We start from the raw sequence: 13,107 nt of genomic DNA, 5'->3' as shown, positions 1-13,107 counted from the left end.
GTTGCGGTCGGCCCAGTGTACCAGAGCCGCCGCCCACCTCCGTGCGGACGGCCCAGTGGACCTCGGAGCAGGATGCCCGGAGGCAAGGTGGCCTTCAGAAGCTGTGGTTGAGTGCCAGGCCGATGAAATGGATCTCCTGCTTGTATTCCCCCTTGTAGTTGCCCCCGTTGCCGGTGCAGCGCACGCCGCTGTCGACGTACAGCCCGCCACTACCCGGCGCCCAGCCGGCCGGCGAGCAGCCGTCGCTGTAGTCCATCTTGCCGCTGTCGAACTTCACGAAGCTGTAGGCCAGGTCTACCGAGGTGTCCTTGGTGAAGTGGTAGTTGGCGCCGAAGGACAGCCATTTGCGATTGGCGTCGGGGAACGCCGGGTGGCGCAGTCCGTCGCCATTGACCGGGGTCTTGTCGTAGGCGATGCCGGTGCGCAGCAGCAGATCGTCGTTGTACTGGTAGTTCATCCCCAGGGAGACCTTGTAGGTGTTCTTCCAGTCCTGCTTCACCTTCAGGTCGCCTTCGCTGACGCCGTTGAAGTACGGATATCCCTCGACCTGGTCGATGCCGATATCGACGCTGTCCAGCCGCGAATGGCGTGTCCACGTCACGTCGGCCATCAGCGCGACCTTGTCGTTGAGCTGGTGAAAGCCGTTGAGGGACAGGGACTCGGGCGTGTCGATGGTCACCTTGGCCTTGGAGTTGGGATGCAACCGGGTGGCGGCGAAATGGCCGGGGTTGACCCATTGGTCCGGGTCGAAGAGCTGCTGGATGGCATCCTTGGGCGGCAGCTCGATGATGCCCAGGTCCAGGCCGCCACTGAGGTCGGTGTCAGGCGACGGCACCGTGCCTTGCACGTCGGAGAAGCTCCACTTGGTGCGGCCCTCCAGCTCGTGCTTGATCCGCGAGCGGTAGGCAATGCCGAAGCGGGTGCGCTCGGTGGGCTCCCACAGGTAACCGAAGTTCCAGCCGTATCCCCAGTCGTCGCCTTTGACGCGGAAGTAGCCGTCGCCCTGGACGTTGTCCGAGAAGTTCTTCGCCACGCAGTCGACGAAGGCGTCACCGTTCTGGCCATTACAGCGGGTCACTTCCTCCGGAACCTGCACGCCATAGACCAGAGGGATCACCGCCTGCCCCAGCGGTGACGCAGCCAGCTCGGTGACGTCCTGGTTCTCCTTGACGAACTGCCCGGCCAGTTGTCGCGAGGCACCCTTCACGTCGGCCGCGCCGCGCTGGATGGAGCGGATGTACTGGGCCGAGACGCCGAAGCCGACGCTGTGGTGCTCGTTGATGCGGAAGGAAATGCTCGGATTGAAGGTGACGGTTTCCAGCGAGGCCGACTGGATGCCATAGCGTCCGCTCCAGTCCTTCTCGTAATCGAGCTTGGCACCGTAGGGCGTGAAGATACCCAGGCCGATGTTGATGGTTTCGTTCACCTGGTGGGAGAAGTAGAAGTTCGGCGCGGCGGCTGCGTCGGGCAGGTAGGAGCCCGCATCGCCGTCCCCCTCCCCGGTGCGGTTGCCGAACACGTCGGTGGAGCCGTCGTCATCGTACTCGCCCCTGGGCAGCAGGATGGTCAGGCCGCCGGTGACCTGGGTGCCGGGCAGACGAGCCATGCCGGCGGGGTTGTAGAAGATGGTCGAGGCGTCGGTCGCTTCGGCGCCGTTGGCGTGGGCGGTACCCTGGGCGGACACCGACTGTGAACCGAAGTGATAGCCGGATGCCTCGGTCTGTTCCGCGGGAATCGCGATCAGGCACCAGGAACCCAGGGCTAGCGGCCAGGGGCGCAATATTCTTGTCATTGTTCTTCTCCTGCGATGGGATGATTCGCCCGACGCATCGACAAGAGTCCGCCCTACCGCAGAAGCAGCATGAAAATGGCACCGTCTTGCGCGGCGGCTGGACCTCCCGATGGTCGACCCTCCCGCGTGGAGGGCAGAGGTTGTGACCCAAGCGTTGCGCGATCCTTCCCCCATCCTTTGACGGGGCTGGCCGCTCGGCAGCGCGGCTTGGGGCCTGAGGTAACAGTTTCTCGGCACGGGGGCCGTTTTAAGGGACAATAGGCGGCTTGAATGACCAGCGAACCCGGAAGGTTCGCCATGGTCGAATCGGCACCATTGTCAGGAGATGCCCATGCTGCGCCTCACCGCCCTCGCCCTCTGCCTCGTTCTTCCCGTCGCGCACGCCGCGTCAAAGAAGGACTTCGAACTGACCCAGACCCTGGAAAAGGTCGCCAAGGAAAGCAGCGAAGGCACTCCGCGCGCCATCAACGAGGACATTCTTGACCAGGGCTACACCGTCGAGGGTCCGCAACTGATCAACCACCTGAGCGTACGCGCCAGCCATGCCGAGCGCATGCGCGATAACCCCGACAGCGTGCGCAGCCAGCTGGGCGACAGCGTCTGCAGCAACACCGCCTACCGCCAACTGCTGGCCAAGGGCGCGATCCTCACTTACAGCTTCACCGAGTACAAGACCAACGCCCCGGTCGCCACCGAGCGCTTCGACGCCGGCAGCTGCAAGATCAAGCTGCAGAAGTAAGCCGCTGCGATGCTCGACAAGGAACAGTTGCTGAAGATCGCGCGCACGCCGATGCCCTTCGGCAAGTACCAGGGCCGCATGCTGGTGGACCTGCCGGACGAGTATCTGCTGTGGTTCTACAAGAAGGGCCAGTTCCCGCCCGGTGAGCTGGGTCGGCTGATGCAGCTGACCCTGGAACTGAAGATCGACGGCCTCGACGGCCTGATCAAACCGCTGAAGCGCTGAACCCCGCGCAACCGCCTGTGCCGGTTGCGCGGGCGCGCGTCAACGCAGCGCGACAGGGCTTCCCTTGCCGGCCACCGCCGCCGCTTCGTCCGGCGCGAGCAAGGCGCTGCGCGGTATGTCCAGTAGCCGCGCACAGGCCGCCAGCACATGGGCCCAACTGCAACGGTTGGCGAACAGCATGCCCGCCTCGTCCAGCGTCCCGCCCTGGTTGCGATACCCCAGCACGGCTGTCTTCAGCGCATCCGGCAGGATCGGCCAGAGGTGCCCGCGCGCCACTTCCGGGCGCATATGGGTGAGCAGCACGCGACGCTGGTAGTGATCGGGGTACAGCCGCATGGCGACGGATTCGTCCGCCAGGGCCTGCAATTCCCAGTTGTCGCGCGGCGCACGGAAGCGTCCCGGCTCCTGCAGATAGACCAGACGGTACGGATAGCCAGCCTCCTCCAGGCGCAACGCGGCGCGGCGCATCTCGGCCAACTGATAGCTCCCGTTGGCAATCAGCAGCACGGGGTCGGCGCCGGGGTGTTCGTCCATCAGGATCGCCCCATCGCGGGCCAGCTGCTCTGCCTGAGCCTGGTTGAATACGGCTGGACGATCACGCTTGGGCGCCACGATGCAGGCCAGTTCCCCACGAGTGCGGTAGATGTCCGGCAGCAACGCCAGGTGACTGTTGTGGTCAGCCGGAAAGACCACCCGCACCATGTCGCTCATCTCGCCCAGCAACGCTTCGCAGAACGTGGTGTCCTGGTGGGACTGCTGATTCTTGCCGTTCTCCCAGGTGTGCGAGGTGGCCACCAGCGGCCAGCCGAGCCAACCTGCCGGGCGCCCGGCCTCCTTCTGCTGGCGAGCGAAGATCAGCGTCTGGCGTACCGCGCCGATCATCTTCACGCAGAACGCCTCATAGCTGGCCACCAGGTTCAGCCCGCCCTGGTTGGCCAGACAGGCCGACACCACTGCCTCTTCATTGAGTGCGGTGATGATCCGCCCATCCACGGCTTCCAGATCGCTTTCCGGCTCGCTCACCCGGTGCCGCAGCGCCCTGAGCACGCCCCCCAGGCGGTTGCTGGCCAGCTCGTCCGGGTTGCCGACGCGGGCGCGCAGATCCGGGTTGGCAGCACAGAGGTCGACGTAGAAGCGATCCAGCGCAGCCATGGGCGAGCATTCGTCGTTGCGGTAATGCAACGGTGGAATCGAAGGCTCGATGGGCCGACGCACGGCCAGAGGGTTATCCCGCTCCAGTACGCGACCGCTGTGTGATGCCGTGAACAGGCGGCAGGCCTCGGCGAGTTCTTCCGGCTCCACCCACAGGGGGGCCGCGTGCTGATTGAAGAGGTCACGCGCTTCGGCGTCCTCGCTGGGATTGCCTGGCAACGGCAAGTTGTGGGCCGCGTTGCTACCGGCACCGTAGAAGCCATAGCCCTTGGTCGTCTCGGCAATGCCGTAGGGAATCGGCAGTGGATAGCGCAGGATGCCACGCACCTTCTCGTCGACACGATGCTGCAGCCGTTCCTCCATTTCCCACAGGGCGCAGACAAAAGCTGCCGGGTCGCGGCCGTCGAAGCTGATCGGGTCGAAACCGCAGCGCCGCAGGTGCAGCTTGAAGCCCTCGAGCCCTTCGCGGGTGCCCAGGTCGGTGCGCTGTTCGATGCGCCGGCCATTGGCGATCATGACCGGCAGCGCCGTGCCGCAATCCTCGGCGCGCCACCAGCGGGGGATCCAGTCGCTACCTCGCTGCTCCTCGGCGGCACCGTCGGAGAGGAAGGCCACCAGGGTCTCGCCCGGTAGCGGCATATGCGCATACATCAGCTCAGCGAAACCGAGATAGCCGCCTTCGGCAATGCCGCCTGCAGTCTGTGGATTGACGTGGCTGCCCAGCGGCGCGGCAACCTTGCCGTCGGGCGTCTGGGCATAGCTGTAGAAGTCCTGCACCAACTGGTCCAGCCCGGCGTCGCCATGTCCGTAGGCAGCGGCCTGTTCCGGATGCAGGTTGCCGACGAGTACGTTGAGCGCGTCGATTGCTGCCACGCAGTGCCCCTGCCCCATCAACCAGCCGCGAGTCTTTCCGCTCAGCGCATTCAGGGCGAGGTAACCGGCGTAGGCCGGCACCATGTTCAGCGCGCCGCCGGTGTGGCCCTCGGGCTGCGCCTTGAAATCCTCTGCCTGCAAGGACGTACCGTCGAGACGAACGCGCCTGGTATAGGTCATGTGCGCCACCAGCCAGAGGCCGGCGCAGGTCAGGCGATCCAGCGCGCCAAACAGGCGGTAGACGCTGGCAAGATCCGGCTGCAGGCCGTACTGGACCAATTGATGAGCAACCCGAAAGACCGCCGCCTGGGTCTGCGCGCTATGCTGAAGCGGACCGCGGCCTTGCAGCCAGCGTGCGTATTCCGGCTCGGCTGCCGCATGGGCGGCAAGTTCCTCGGGGCTTGGCAGGATCTGGGACATGTCGGCTCTCCCTTGGTTATGGCCGAAAGTCTAGGTCGCCACAGATCGGACGGGCGCTGACATGTATCAACGAGCGCCCCGACCATTCGAGCAAGGCTGAAAGAGAATTCCGACTAGGAGACGACATGGCGCTTCTCACTTTCATCGGCGCGATCCAGGAAGTCACCGGTTCCTGCTACCTCCTGGAGACCCGCGACGGCGTCCGCGTGCTGCTCGAATGCGGGATGCGCCAGGGGCGCAGCGGAAACAAGGGCACCCGCGAGAACGAGACGACCAACCGGACGCCCTTCCCCTTCGATCCGAAGGAGCTGGATGCCGTCATCCTGTCCCACGCCCACCTGGACCACAGCGGCCTGTTGCCGCGACTGGCAAAGGAAGGCTACAAGGGGCCGATCTACGCCACCGAATCCTGCTGCGACCTGCTGGAACTGATGCTGATGGACTCGGCTCACATCCAGGAAAAGGACGCCGAGTGGGAGAACAAGTGGCGCGCCCGCCAGGGCAAGCCGCCGACCAGGCCGCTCTATACCGTCGAAGACGCCTCCCGCGCCCTGAACCTGCGACGTCGCGTCAGCTACGGCAGCACCGTGGAGGTGGCGCCCGGCATTCGCCTGACCTTCCACAACGCCGGGCACATCCTCGGCTCGGCCATCGTCGAGCTGGAAATTCATGAATTCGGCTCGACCCGCCGCCTGGTGTTCTCCGGCGACCTGGGCAGCACCTGCTCGCCGCTCATGCGCACGCCGACCCCACTGGCGCGCGCCGACGTGGTGCTGCTGGAGTCCACCTACGGCGACCGCGACCATCGCGACGCCAACGACACCCTGCTGGAGCTGGCCGGCATCCTCCAGCGCGCGCAGAACGAGGGCGGCAACGTACTGATCCCATCGTTCGCCGTCGGCCGTACCCAGGACCTGATCTACTATCTCGGACGCTTCTACCAGGAAGGGCGGCTGCCGCAGCAGGTCGTCTACCTGGACAGCCCCATGGCAGCACAGGCCAACAACATCTACCTGCAACACATCGGCGAGATCGCCGATGTCGACCGCGAATACATGCGCGGTACCGGCACCGCGAAGGTGGGGGAATGGCTGCCGATCCTGCGCACGACCCAGAGCGCCGACGAATCCATGGCACTGAACCGTATCAAGAGCGGCGCCATCATCATCGCCGGCAGCGGCATGTGCACCGGCGGGCGCATCGTCCACCACCTCAAGCACAACCTCTGGCGCGAGGAGTGCCACATCGTCTTCCCTGGCTTCCAGGCCAAGGGCACGCTGGGCCGCGCCATCGTCGACGGCGCCGAGAGCGTACGCATCCTGCGCCAGCGCATCAGCGTGAAAGCGCAGATCCACACCCTCGGCGGGTTCTCCGCACATGCGGGACAATCACAATTAATTCAGTGGGTTGGCCACTTCGAGAACAAACCCGAGCTATACCTGATACATGGCGAGCGAGAAAAGATGGATGCACTCAAGGGTGCACTCCAGGATCGCCTGAACTGGACGGCCAATATTCCGGAGCCCGGAGACCGGATCGCCATCTGATATCGAGACCTGACCGACTGTCACACCCTGCGTGGCAGACTGGAAAGGCCTCCTGCTGAACCCTGTGCGTGCGGCGAAGCGCCACTGCGGCCCGCCAGAGCCACCTTGCGTGGCCGGCGCCGCCCATGGACAGGCGACAGGGGTTGATGAACAAGGAGTATCAACATGCCCTACGAGCCCGACGACTACCTCTCCAGACACTTCCAGACCAGCGGCACCGACCTCGCGCAGAAGATCGAGGAACTGGCGGAACTCGCCGCCCCTGGCAACAGCCAGAACCTGCCGCTGTACCGCGAGATGCTCACCACCGTCGCCCGCATGGCCCAGGCTGACCGCAACCGCTGGGACGCCAAGATCATGCTTCAGACTCTGCGCGAGATGGAGCACGCCTTCAGTACCCTGGAGCAGTTCAAGCGTCGCCGCAAGGTCACGGTGTTCGGCTCGGCCCGCACGCCGGCCAACCACCCCGTCTACACCCTCGCCCGCGAGCTGGGCGAGACCCTGGCCCGCTACGACCTGATGGTCATAACCGGCGCGGGCGGCGGCATCATGGCGGCAGCCCACGAAGGCGCCGGGCTGGAAAATAGCCTCGGCTTCAATATCACCCTGCCCTTCGAGCAGCATGCCAACCGCACCGTGGACGGCACCAGCAACCTGCTGTCGTTCCACTTCTTCTTCCTGCGCAAGCTGTTCTTCGTCAAGGAAGCTGACGCTCTGGTGCTCTGCCCCGGCGGCTTCGGCACACTGGACGAGGCGCTGGAAGTACTGACCCTGATCCAGACCGGCAAGAGCCCGCTGGTACCGGTGGTCCTGCTCGACCAACCTGGCGGCCACTACTGGGATCACGCCCTGGAGTTCATCAAGGAGCAACTGGAGGACAACGGCTACATCCTGCCCAGCGACATGAACCTGATGACACTGGTGCACACCGCCGAAGAGGCTGCGGAGGAAATCGCCCAGTTCTACAGCAACTTCCACTCCAGCCGCTGGCTCAAGGATCGCTTCGTGATTCGCCTGAACCACCCGCTGAGCGTGCGCGCATTGCAGTTGCTCGAGCGCGAATTCGGCAGCCTGTGCGTGACCGATGGTTTCCACCAGCAGCCCTATAGCGAATCGGAACTGGATGAGCCCGAATTCTCCCACCTCACACGCCTCGCCTTTGCCTTCAACGGTCGCGACCAGGGACGCCTGCGGGAGCTGCTGAACTTCATCAACCAGCCGGAGAACTGGGAGCGCTGATTGCCAGGCCCTACTAACGAAAAAGGCACCCGGATGGGTGCCTTTTTCATTCAATCTTCTGATCGTCGACCACTCAGCAGCCGGCTGATGGCTTCCATCGAGTAGCCCCGATAGCTCAGGAACCGCCCCTGCTGCGCCCGTTCGCGGGCATCCTGCGGCAGCCGGGCGAACTTGCGACGCCAGACCTCCCGCAGGTTCTCATTCCAGTCAACGTTCGACTCGCTCAGCGCACCGTCGATTTCGCCACGGGGCAAACCACGCTGCGACAACTCCTCGCGAATCCGCACCGGACCGTAACCGGCCCGCGCACGGCTGGCGATGTAGCTTTCCAGATAGCGGCTTTCGTTGAGCAACCCCTCCTCGGCCAGACGGTCGAGGGCGGGGTCGATCAGGTCCGGCGTCGCGCCGCGCTGCCGCAGCTTGCGCGAGAGCTCCGCCCGGCCATGCTCGCGTCTTGCCAGCAGGTCCATGGCAACCCGCCGCACCGCGACGGGGTTATCGAGCTCGACGGCCATCACTATCAGTAGTCGGCTTCAGCTTCTGCTTCGGCTTCTGCCGCAGCGAGTTCGGCTTTGGTCGGCGGCGTCTGCTTGGACAGCAGCTGGTCACGAATAGCCTTGTCGAGAGTGGTGCAGACCTCGGCATTATCTTCCAGGAACTTGGCTGCGTTGGCCTTGCCCTGGCCGATCTTGCTGCCCTGGTAGCTGTACCAGGCACCCGACTTCTCGATCAGGCCCAGTTGAACACCCAGGTCGATGATCTCGCCGGTGCGGTAAATGCCGCGACCGTACATGATCTGGAACTCGGCCTGACGGAACGGCGGAGCGACCTTGTTCTTCACGACCTTCACGCGGGTTTCGCTGCCGACCACTTCGTCACCTTCCTTCACCGCGCCGGTACGGCGAATGTCGAGACGGACGGAGGAGTAGAACTTCAGCGCGTTACCACCGGTGGTGGTTTCCGGGTTGCCGAACATCACGCCGATCTTCATGCGGATCTGGTTGATGAAGATGACCAGGCAGTTGGCGTTCTTGATGTTACCGGTGATCTTGCGCAGCGCCTGGGACATCAGGCGGGCCTGCAGGCCAACGTGCTGGTCACCCATCTCGCCTTCGATTTCAGCCTTGGGCACCAGAGCGGCCACGGAGTCGACGATGATCACGTCAACGGCGTTGGAGCGCACCAGCATGTCGGTGATTTCCAGGGCCTGTTCGCCGGTGTCCGGCTGGGAAACCAGCAGGTCGTCGACATTGACGCCCAGCTTGCCCGCGTAGTCCGGGTCCAGCGCGTGCTCGGCGTCGACGAAGGCGCAGGTGGCGCCGATCTTCTGCGCCTGGGCGATGACCGACAGGGTCAGCGTGGTCTTACCCGAAGATTCCGGACCATAGATCTCGACGATACGACCACGCGGCAGACCGCCGATCCCAAGCGCGATGTCCAGACCCAGCGAGCCGGTGGAGATGGCGGGGATTGCTTGGCGCTCATGGTCGCCCATGCGCATGACCGCACCCTTGCCGAATTGGCGTTCGATCTGTCCCAGGGCCGCAGCCAGGGCGCGCTTCTTGTTGTCGTCCATTGAAGTCCTCGCGAAGTCAGGCGGCCGGGCGGCCACGAACAACTGTATAAGTAGCCAGTATTATTCCACAGGGCAAGCCGCTCGCCTACCCCTGAATCGGATTTTCCCCGTCCGCCAGTCGCAACAGCCCTTCCAGAGCGGTCGCCACGGTCTGCCGGCGCACAGCTTCCCGATCACCGGTGTAGAGACGGCGTTCACTGAACACCTGTTCGCCTTTTCTCCACGCCAGCCAGACGGTTCCCACCGGCTTCTCGGCAGAACCGCCATCCGGCCCGGCAATACCGCTCACCGCTACGGCAATATCTGCCCCACTGCGCGGCAAGGCACCGGCGACCATCGCCTCGACGACCTCCCGGCTCACCGCGCCAACCTGCGGGAACAACTCGGCCGGCACATCCAGCAGCCGCGTCTTCTGGGTGTTGGAGTAAGTGACGTAGCCTGCTTCGAACCAGGCGGAGCTACCGGCAATACGGGTGATCGCCTCGGCGATCCCGCCACCGGTACAGGATTCGGCAGTGGTGACGCGCAGCGTGTTGGCAGCCAGTCGCGCGCCCAGCTGGGCGGCCAGTTCGGTGATGGATAGATCGGTAATCAAGGAATCGGTGACGGGCACAGTGCGCTCCGGGGTTAAAGAAGGCCAGGCGGATACCGTACACTAGGCGCTTTTGCATGTTGAAGCCGGACAGCCAGAAGCCATGAGTCAGAGCGACCTCTCCGCCCACACACCGATGATGCAGCAGTAGTGTAATTTCCCCTCCGCAGGCCGCTCAGCGCCAGCGTTTCCACCTTCGACTGTCTAAAACGAAATCTCCAGATAGGGCTCCCAGAGGCCGCGAACCACGCTGGAAGCCCAGTTAGTTTTAGACAGCTTTTCGCCCCGCCTTGCACGACCTACTCCCTTCGTCGCCCCACCTTGAAACTGTATATCCATACAGTATCCTTCCACTCCCCTGACTTGGGAGGCGGATCATGCAGTACACCAAGATCGAAGAAGACCGCCGGCTGCTGAAGTACCGGTGGGAGGCAGCGCTGCGCGACAGCGTCGCCTTCCTCTACCGCACCGACGATCACTACCACTACCTGTTGGCGCAGGCTGACGAGGGCTACCAGCTCGGGCTGATCTGCCTGTCCGAGCGCCAGGAAATGGTCACCCGCGCGCTCGGTGCGTACTCATGGAGCGTCGAGCACAACATCACCCGGGAAACCCACTGGTGCCTGGGCTGCTACTACCATGTTCTGGTCGGGGGCGAAGTGATTGGCACGATCGGCACCGAAGGCCATTACCACGACCTGAAGGGGAAGCTGCTCGGCAACATCGACGGGCAGCCGCCGAAGCTGAGTCTTTGGGTAAATCGCTTCGACCGCGAGTTCGCTGGCGACGTCCAGGGCCTGCGGATCGTCTGCGATGGCCAGGAGCTGTTCGAGCTGCGGGAAATGATTCCGGCCGGCGCCGGCGACAAGCGCTGGCCATACTCGGGAGGCTGAAGGATGTGCGGAAGAGTTGCGCAGTACGACAGCTGGGCTGAGCTGGTGGCGATCATGCGCCTGCCAGGGCCGGACATGCTGAAGGAGCCTATCGAACCGCGCTACAACGTGGCGCCGACCACACAGACACTGCTGATGGTCAACGATGAGGGGACGCTCGTCGGCGAGCGCGTGAGGTGGGGATGGCGGCCGCATTGGGCCAAGGACCGGGCGGCGCCGATCAATGCCAGGGTCGAGAAGGTGGCGCACGGCCCCTTCTTCCGCGCGATCTGGCCGCATCGAGCAATCTGCCCGGTGGGTGGCTGGTATGAGTGGGTCGACGAAGGCGGCCCGAAGAAGCAGCCCTACTTCATCCGCCGGCGAGACGGAGCCGCGTGCCTGGCTGCAGCGATCGGGCAGTTCCCGGCCGGCGACCGGGAACCAGGTGACTACGACGGCTTTGTGATCATCACCGCTGACGCCCAAGGCGGGATGGTCGACGTGCACGACCGGCGGCCGGTGGTTCTGTCGCCTGAGTTTGCTGCTGAATGGTTGGACGCGGCAACGCCGAAGGAGCGCGCCGAGCAATTGGTCCTGCAGCAAGGCGAGCCGCCCGAAGCATTCGAATGGTTCCGGGTCAGCGCCGCGGTGGGTAACGTCAGGAACCAGGGCCCGCAGCTGATTGATCCGATCTAGAGGTAATGGGCAGTGCCCTTGCCGATGGGCTTCCACTCCTCCTGCGGCGAGTGGGCCGACAGCATGGCGAATAGCTCGACCTCCTGCCCCTCCTTCGGCTCAGCCGGCAGCAGTGCTGCATGGCGCCCGGCCTGTAGTCCCTTGAACATCTCGGAGTTGGCCGCGACGTGGAACTCCCAGACACCGTACTGCCCGGCCTTGGTAACAAGGCGCTCCAGGTTCAAGCGCGTTCCGCCGTTGGATCGAATTCTGAGCATGTCGACCTCCTGTTGATCGAGGGCGGCATGATACCCCACTAAGCCGGACGGGAAACGTGCCATCCTCCCCGTGCCATTCTGCGCTGGACATGCAGTCGGAACTCGTCAGGCGCAGCGGGGACCTTCCGTTTATGACGCCCTTGATTGCAGAACTTGCAGGCAGCCGCAATATTGTCATGCGTGTCCTTGCCGCCATCCTCGCGTGCCTTTAGATGCTCAGCAGTGCACTGAAACGCCCGAGCTTGCCCGATGGTGAGCATATGGTCGGCGGCGAATTGTTCTGGGGAGTTCTGCCACATGAGGCAATTGCAGTAGAAGCAGCGGCCATTTTGGCGCTGGAATGCGACAGAGCGGATAGTGGTGAGACGGTTCATGGGCGCGGCGGCCTCCTGAGTAATCAAGGAAGTCCGCCAAGCGCTGTACGCCTAGAGCGGTACCGTCAGGCTGTGCCCTACGGCCAAACATCGCACCTACTGAGTGGCGACGACAGAAGACTATATTAGCAACCGGTCACTCACAAGCCCGCACCGCCGCGACCAACTGCAGCTCGTAGCCCTTCCGCTGCTCCAGCTCGGCCAGCAGGGCGCGCACCTTGGTCTGCAGGCTGTCACCCTTCTGCAGCGATGCCGTCGCCCAGGTCGGCACCTCAACCGCGGGCGAGCGACACGGTACTGCCACCGGAACCTCTACGCGCACCGTGCGCGGCTCAGGCTCGACCTGGCCGCCGCATCCCGCCAGCGCGACCATCAACACCAGAAGCCACTTCATAAACCCAGCTCCTTGTCGATGACGGCCTCTGCCGCTGCGCACTGGTCGCCCTCGGCGCGCTCCTGCTGCAGCCGCTGGGCGGCGGCGTAGTGCTGGCCGGCCTGCTGCTGGGCAGTGGCGACCGCCTGGGCCGCCTTCGCCTGCCGTTGCTCTGCCTGATTGGCCAGTTCGCCGAGCTTGGCGCCCTGCTCCGTGACCAATGCCAGTACGTTGTCGCGCGCTGCGGTGCACGCCGCCAGCTTGTCGCTCTTCTCCTGGAGCTGAAGCGCGTATCGCTCAGAACTGAGCCATGCCCCGCCGGCGGCGCCGATGAAGATCAGCAGGGCGGCGGCCAGCGCCATCGCTCCCGCCTTCCACCC

At 64.4% G+C, this 13,107-nt stretch carries 15 protein-coding genes; 6 read left to right on the top strand and 9 right to left on the bottom strand.

Annotated elements, in window-relative coordinates; all coding sequences use genetic code 11:
- Nucleotides 1-94: 94 nt before the first annotated feature.
- Entirely contained in the window at nucleotides 95-1,792 is a 1,698-nt protein-coding gene (locus tag AC1ZV1_RS09005; RefSeq protein WP_484296402.1) for an OmpP1/FadL family transporter, read from the bottom strand.
- A 331-nt stretch (nucleotides 1,793-2,123) separates the two neighbouring features.
- On the opposite strand from AC1ZV1_RS09005, the gene AC1ZV1_RS09000 reads away from it, so the two are divergent.
- Nucleotides 2,124-2,531 carry a quorum-sensing-regulated virulence factor family protein gene (locus AC1ZV1_RS09000; RefSeq protein ID WP_484296401.1) on the top strand — a complete coding sequence of 136 codons (408 nt, stop codon included), beginning with the start codon at nucleotides 2,124-2,126 and terminating at the stop codon, nucleotides 2,529-2,531.
- A 9-nt stretch (nucleotides 2,532-2,540) separates the two neighbouring features.
- Nucleotides 2,541-2,756 (top strand): DUF3820 family protein, encoded by a 216-nt coding sequence (locus AC1ZV1_RS08995; RefSeq protein WP_017518005.1) that lies wholly within the window; start codon nucleotides 2,541-2,543, stop codon nucleotides 2,754-2,756.
- Between the two features lie 39 nt (nucleotides 2,757-2,795).
- On the opposite strand, the gene AC1ZV1_RS08990 is transcribed toward AC1ZV1_RS08995, so the two are convergent.
- On the bottom strand, nucleotides 2,796-5,201 hold the full coding sequence (locus AC1ZV1_RS08990; protein ID WP_484296400.1) for a phosphoketolase family protein: 2,406 nt from the start codon (nucleotides 5,199-5,201) through the stop codon (nucleotides 2,796-2,798).
- A 125-nt stretch (nucleotides 5,202-5,326) separates the two neighbouring features.
- Here AC1ZV1_RS08990 and AC1ZV1_RS08985 point away from each other — a divergent pair, with 125 nt between their 5' ends.
- Nucleotides 5,327-6,748: an MBL fold metallo-hydrolase RNA specificity domain-containing protein gene (locus AC1ZV1_RS08985; protein WP_484296399.1), complete on the top strand. Its 1,422-nt coding sequence runs from the start codon at nucleotides 5,327-5,329 to the stop codon at nucleotides 6,746-6,748.
- A 165-nt stretch (nucleotides 6,749-6,913) separates the two neighbouring features.
- On the top strand, nucleotides 6,914-7,987 hold the full coding sequence (locus AC1ZV1_RS08980) for an LOG family protein (protein WP_484296398.1): 1,074 nt from the start codon (nucleotides 6,914-6,916) through the stop codon (nucleotides 7,985-7,987).
- Between the two features lie 50 nt (nucleotides 7,988-8,037).
- On the opposite strand, the gene recX is transcribed toward AC1ZV1_RS08980, so the two are convergent.
- The 3 genes from recX to AC1ZV1_RS08965 all read right to left on the bottom strand — a co-directional run bounded on the left by recX (nucleotide 8,038) and on the right by AC1ZV1_RS08965 (nucleotide 10,176).
- The gene (recX, locus tag AC1ZV1_RS08975) at nucleotides 8,038-8,502 is read right to left on the bottom strand and encodes a recombination regulator RecX (RefSeq protein WP_484296397.1); all 465 of its coding nucleotides are present in this window, start codon (nucleotides 8,500-8,502) and stop codon (nucleotides 8,038-8,040) included.
- A 5-nt stretch (nucleotides 8,503-8,507) separates the two neighbouring features.
- On the bottom strand, nucleotides 8,508-9,563 hold the full coding sequence (gene recA, locus AC1ZV1_RS08970) for a recombinase RecA (RefSeq protein WP_081517917.1): 1,056 nt from the start codon (nucleotides 9,561-9,563) through the stop codon (nucleotides 8,508-8,510).
- Between the two features lie 85 nt (nucleotides 9,564-9,648).
- Nucleotides 9,649-10,176, bottom strand: coding sequence for a CinA family protein (locus AC1ZV1_RS08965; protein ID WP_484296396.1), 528 nt, complete (start codon nucleotides 10,174-10,176; stop codon nucleotides 9,649-9,651).
- Between the two features lie 356 nt (nucleotides 10,177-10,532).
- On the opposite strand from AC1ZV1_RS08965, the gene AC1ZV1_RS08960 reads away from it, so the two are divergent.
- Both AC1ZV1_RS08960 and AC1ZV1_RS08955 read left to right on the top strand, forming a co-directional pair.
- On the top strand, nucleotides 10,533-11,048 hold the full coding sequence (locus AC1ZV1_RS08960; protein WP_484296395.1) for a hypothetical protein: 516 nt from the start codon (nucleotides 10,533-10,535) through the stop codon (nucleotides 11,046-11,048).
- A 54-nt stretch (nucleotides 11,049-11,102) separates the two neighbouring features.
- Nucleotides 11,103-11,723, top strand: a complete 621-nt coding sequence (locus AC1ZV1_RS08955) for an SOS response-associated peptidase (RefSeq protein ID WP_484296394.1) — start codon at nucleotides 11,103-11,105, stop codon at nucleotides 11,721-11,723.
- Here AC1ZV1_RS08955 and AC1ZV1_RS08950 read toward each other — a convergent pair.
- The 4 genes from AC1ZV1_RS08950 to AC1ZV1_RS08935 form a co-directional block, all read right to left on the bottom strand.
- The gene (locus AC1ZV1_RS08950) at nucleotides 11,720-11,980 is read right to left on the bottom strand and encodes a hypothetical protein (RefSeq protein WP_484296393.1); all 261 of its coding nucleotides are present in this window, start codon (nucleotides 11,978-11,980) and stop codon (nucleotides 11,720-11,722) included. The two genes, AC1ZV1_RS08955 and AC1ZV1_RS08950, sit on opposite strands and share 4 nt — an antisense overlap.
- Nucleotides 11,981-12,018: 38 nt before the next feature.
- Nucleotides 12,019-12,354 carry an HNH endonuclease gene (locus AC1ZV1_RS08945; protein ID WP_484296392.1) on the bottom strand — a complete coding sequence of 112 codons (336 nt, stop codon included), beginning with the start codon at nucleotides 12,352-12,354 and terminating at the stop codon, nucleotides 12,019-12,021.
- 136 nt (nucleotides 12,355-12,490) lie between these two features.
- A complete protein-coding gene (locus tag AC1ZV1_RS08940) occupies nucleotides 12,491-12,748 on the bottom strand; it encodes a hypothetical protein (protein ID WP_484296391.1) in 258 nt (85 codons plus the stop codon).
- Entirely contained in the window at nucleotides 12,745-13,089 is a 345-nt protein-coding gene (locus AC1ZV1_RS08935) for a hypothetical protein (RefSeq protein WP_484296390.1), read from the bottom strand. The genes AC1ZV1_RS08940 and AC1ZV1_RS08935 overlap by 4 nt, the downstream gene beginning before the upstream one ends.
- Nucleotides 13,090-13,107 lie beyond the last annotated feature (18 nt).

The organism is Pseudomonas sp. BB438, assembly GCF_057180225.1.
This window is presented reverse-complemented; position numbering and strand designations above follow the sequence as displayed.

Excerpts from the sequence above, each read along its gene's own strand:
- AC1ZV1_RS09005 (WP_484296402.1), bottom strand. The coding sequence starts at position 1,792 with ATGACAAGAATATTGCGCCCCTGGCCGCTAGCCCTGGGTTCCTGGTGC.
- AC1ZV1_RS09000 (WP_484296401.1), top strand. The coding sequence starts at position 2,124 with ATGCTGCGCCTCACCGCCCTCGCCCTCTGCCTCGTTCTTCCCGTCGCG.
- AC1ZV1_RS08995 (WP_017518005.1), top strand. The coding sequence starts at position 2,541 with ATGCTCGACAAGGAACAGTTGCTGAAGATCGCGCGCACGCCGATGCCC.
- AC1ZV1_RS08990 (WP_484296400.1), bottom strand. The coding sequence starts at position 5,201 with ATGTCCCAGATCCTGCCAAGCCCCGAGGAACTTGCCGCCCATGCGGCA.
- AC1ZV1_RS08985 (WP_484296399.1), top strand. The coding sequence starts at position 5,327 with ATGGCGCTTCTCACTTTCATCGGCGCGATCCAGGAAGTCACCGGTTCC.
- AC1ZV1_RS08980 (WP_484296398.1), top strand. The coding sequence starts at position 6,914 with ATGCCCTACGAGCCCGACGACTACCTCTCCAGACACTTCCAGACCAGC.
- recX (WP_484296397.1), bottom strand. The coding sequence starts at position 8,502 with ATGGCCGTCGAGCTCGATAACCCCGTCGCGGTGCGGCGGGTTGCCATG.
- recA (WP_081517917.1), bottom strand. The coding sequence starts at position 9,563 with ATGGACGACAACAAGAAGCGCGCCCTGGCTGCGGCCCTGGGACAGATC.
- AC1ZV1_RS08960 (WP_484296395.1), top strand. The coding sequence starts at position 10,533 with ATGCAGTACACCAAGATCGAAGAAGACCGCCGGCTGCTGAAGTACCGG.
- AC1ZV1_RS08955 (WP_484296394.1), top strand. The coding sequence starts at position 11,103 with ATGCGCCTGCCAGGGCCGGACATGCTGAAGGAGCCTATCGAACCGCGC.
- AC1ZV1_RS08950 (WP_484296393.1), bottom strand. The coding sequence starts at position 11,980 with ATGCTCAGAATTCGATCCAACGGCGGAACGCGCTTGAACCTGGAGCGC.
- AC1ZV1_RS08945 (WP_484296392.1), bottom strand. The coding sequence starts at position 12,354 with ATGAACCGTCTCACCACTATCCGCTCTGTCGCATTCCAGCGCCAAAAT.
- AC1ZV1_RS08940 (WP_484296391.1), bottom strand. The coding sequence starts at position 12,748 with ATGAAGTGGCTTCTGGTGTTGATGGTCGCGCTGGCGGGATGCGGCGGC.
- AC1ZV1_RS08935 (WP_484296390.1), bottom strand. The coding sequence starts at position 13,089 with ATGGCGCTGGCCGCCGCCCTGCTGATCTTCATCGGCGCCGCCGGCGGG.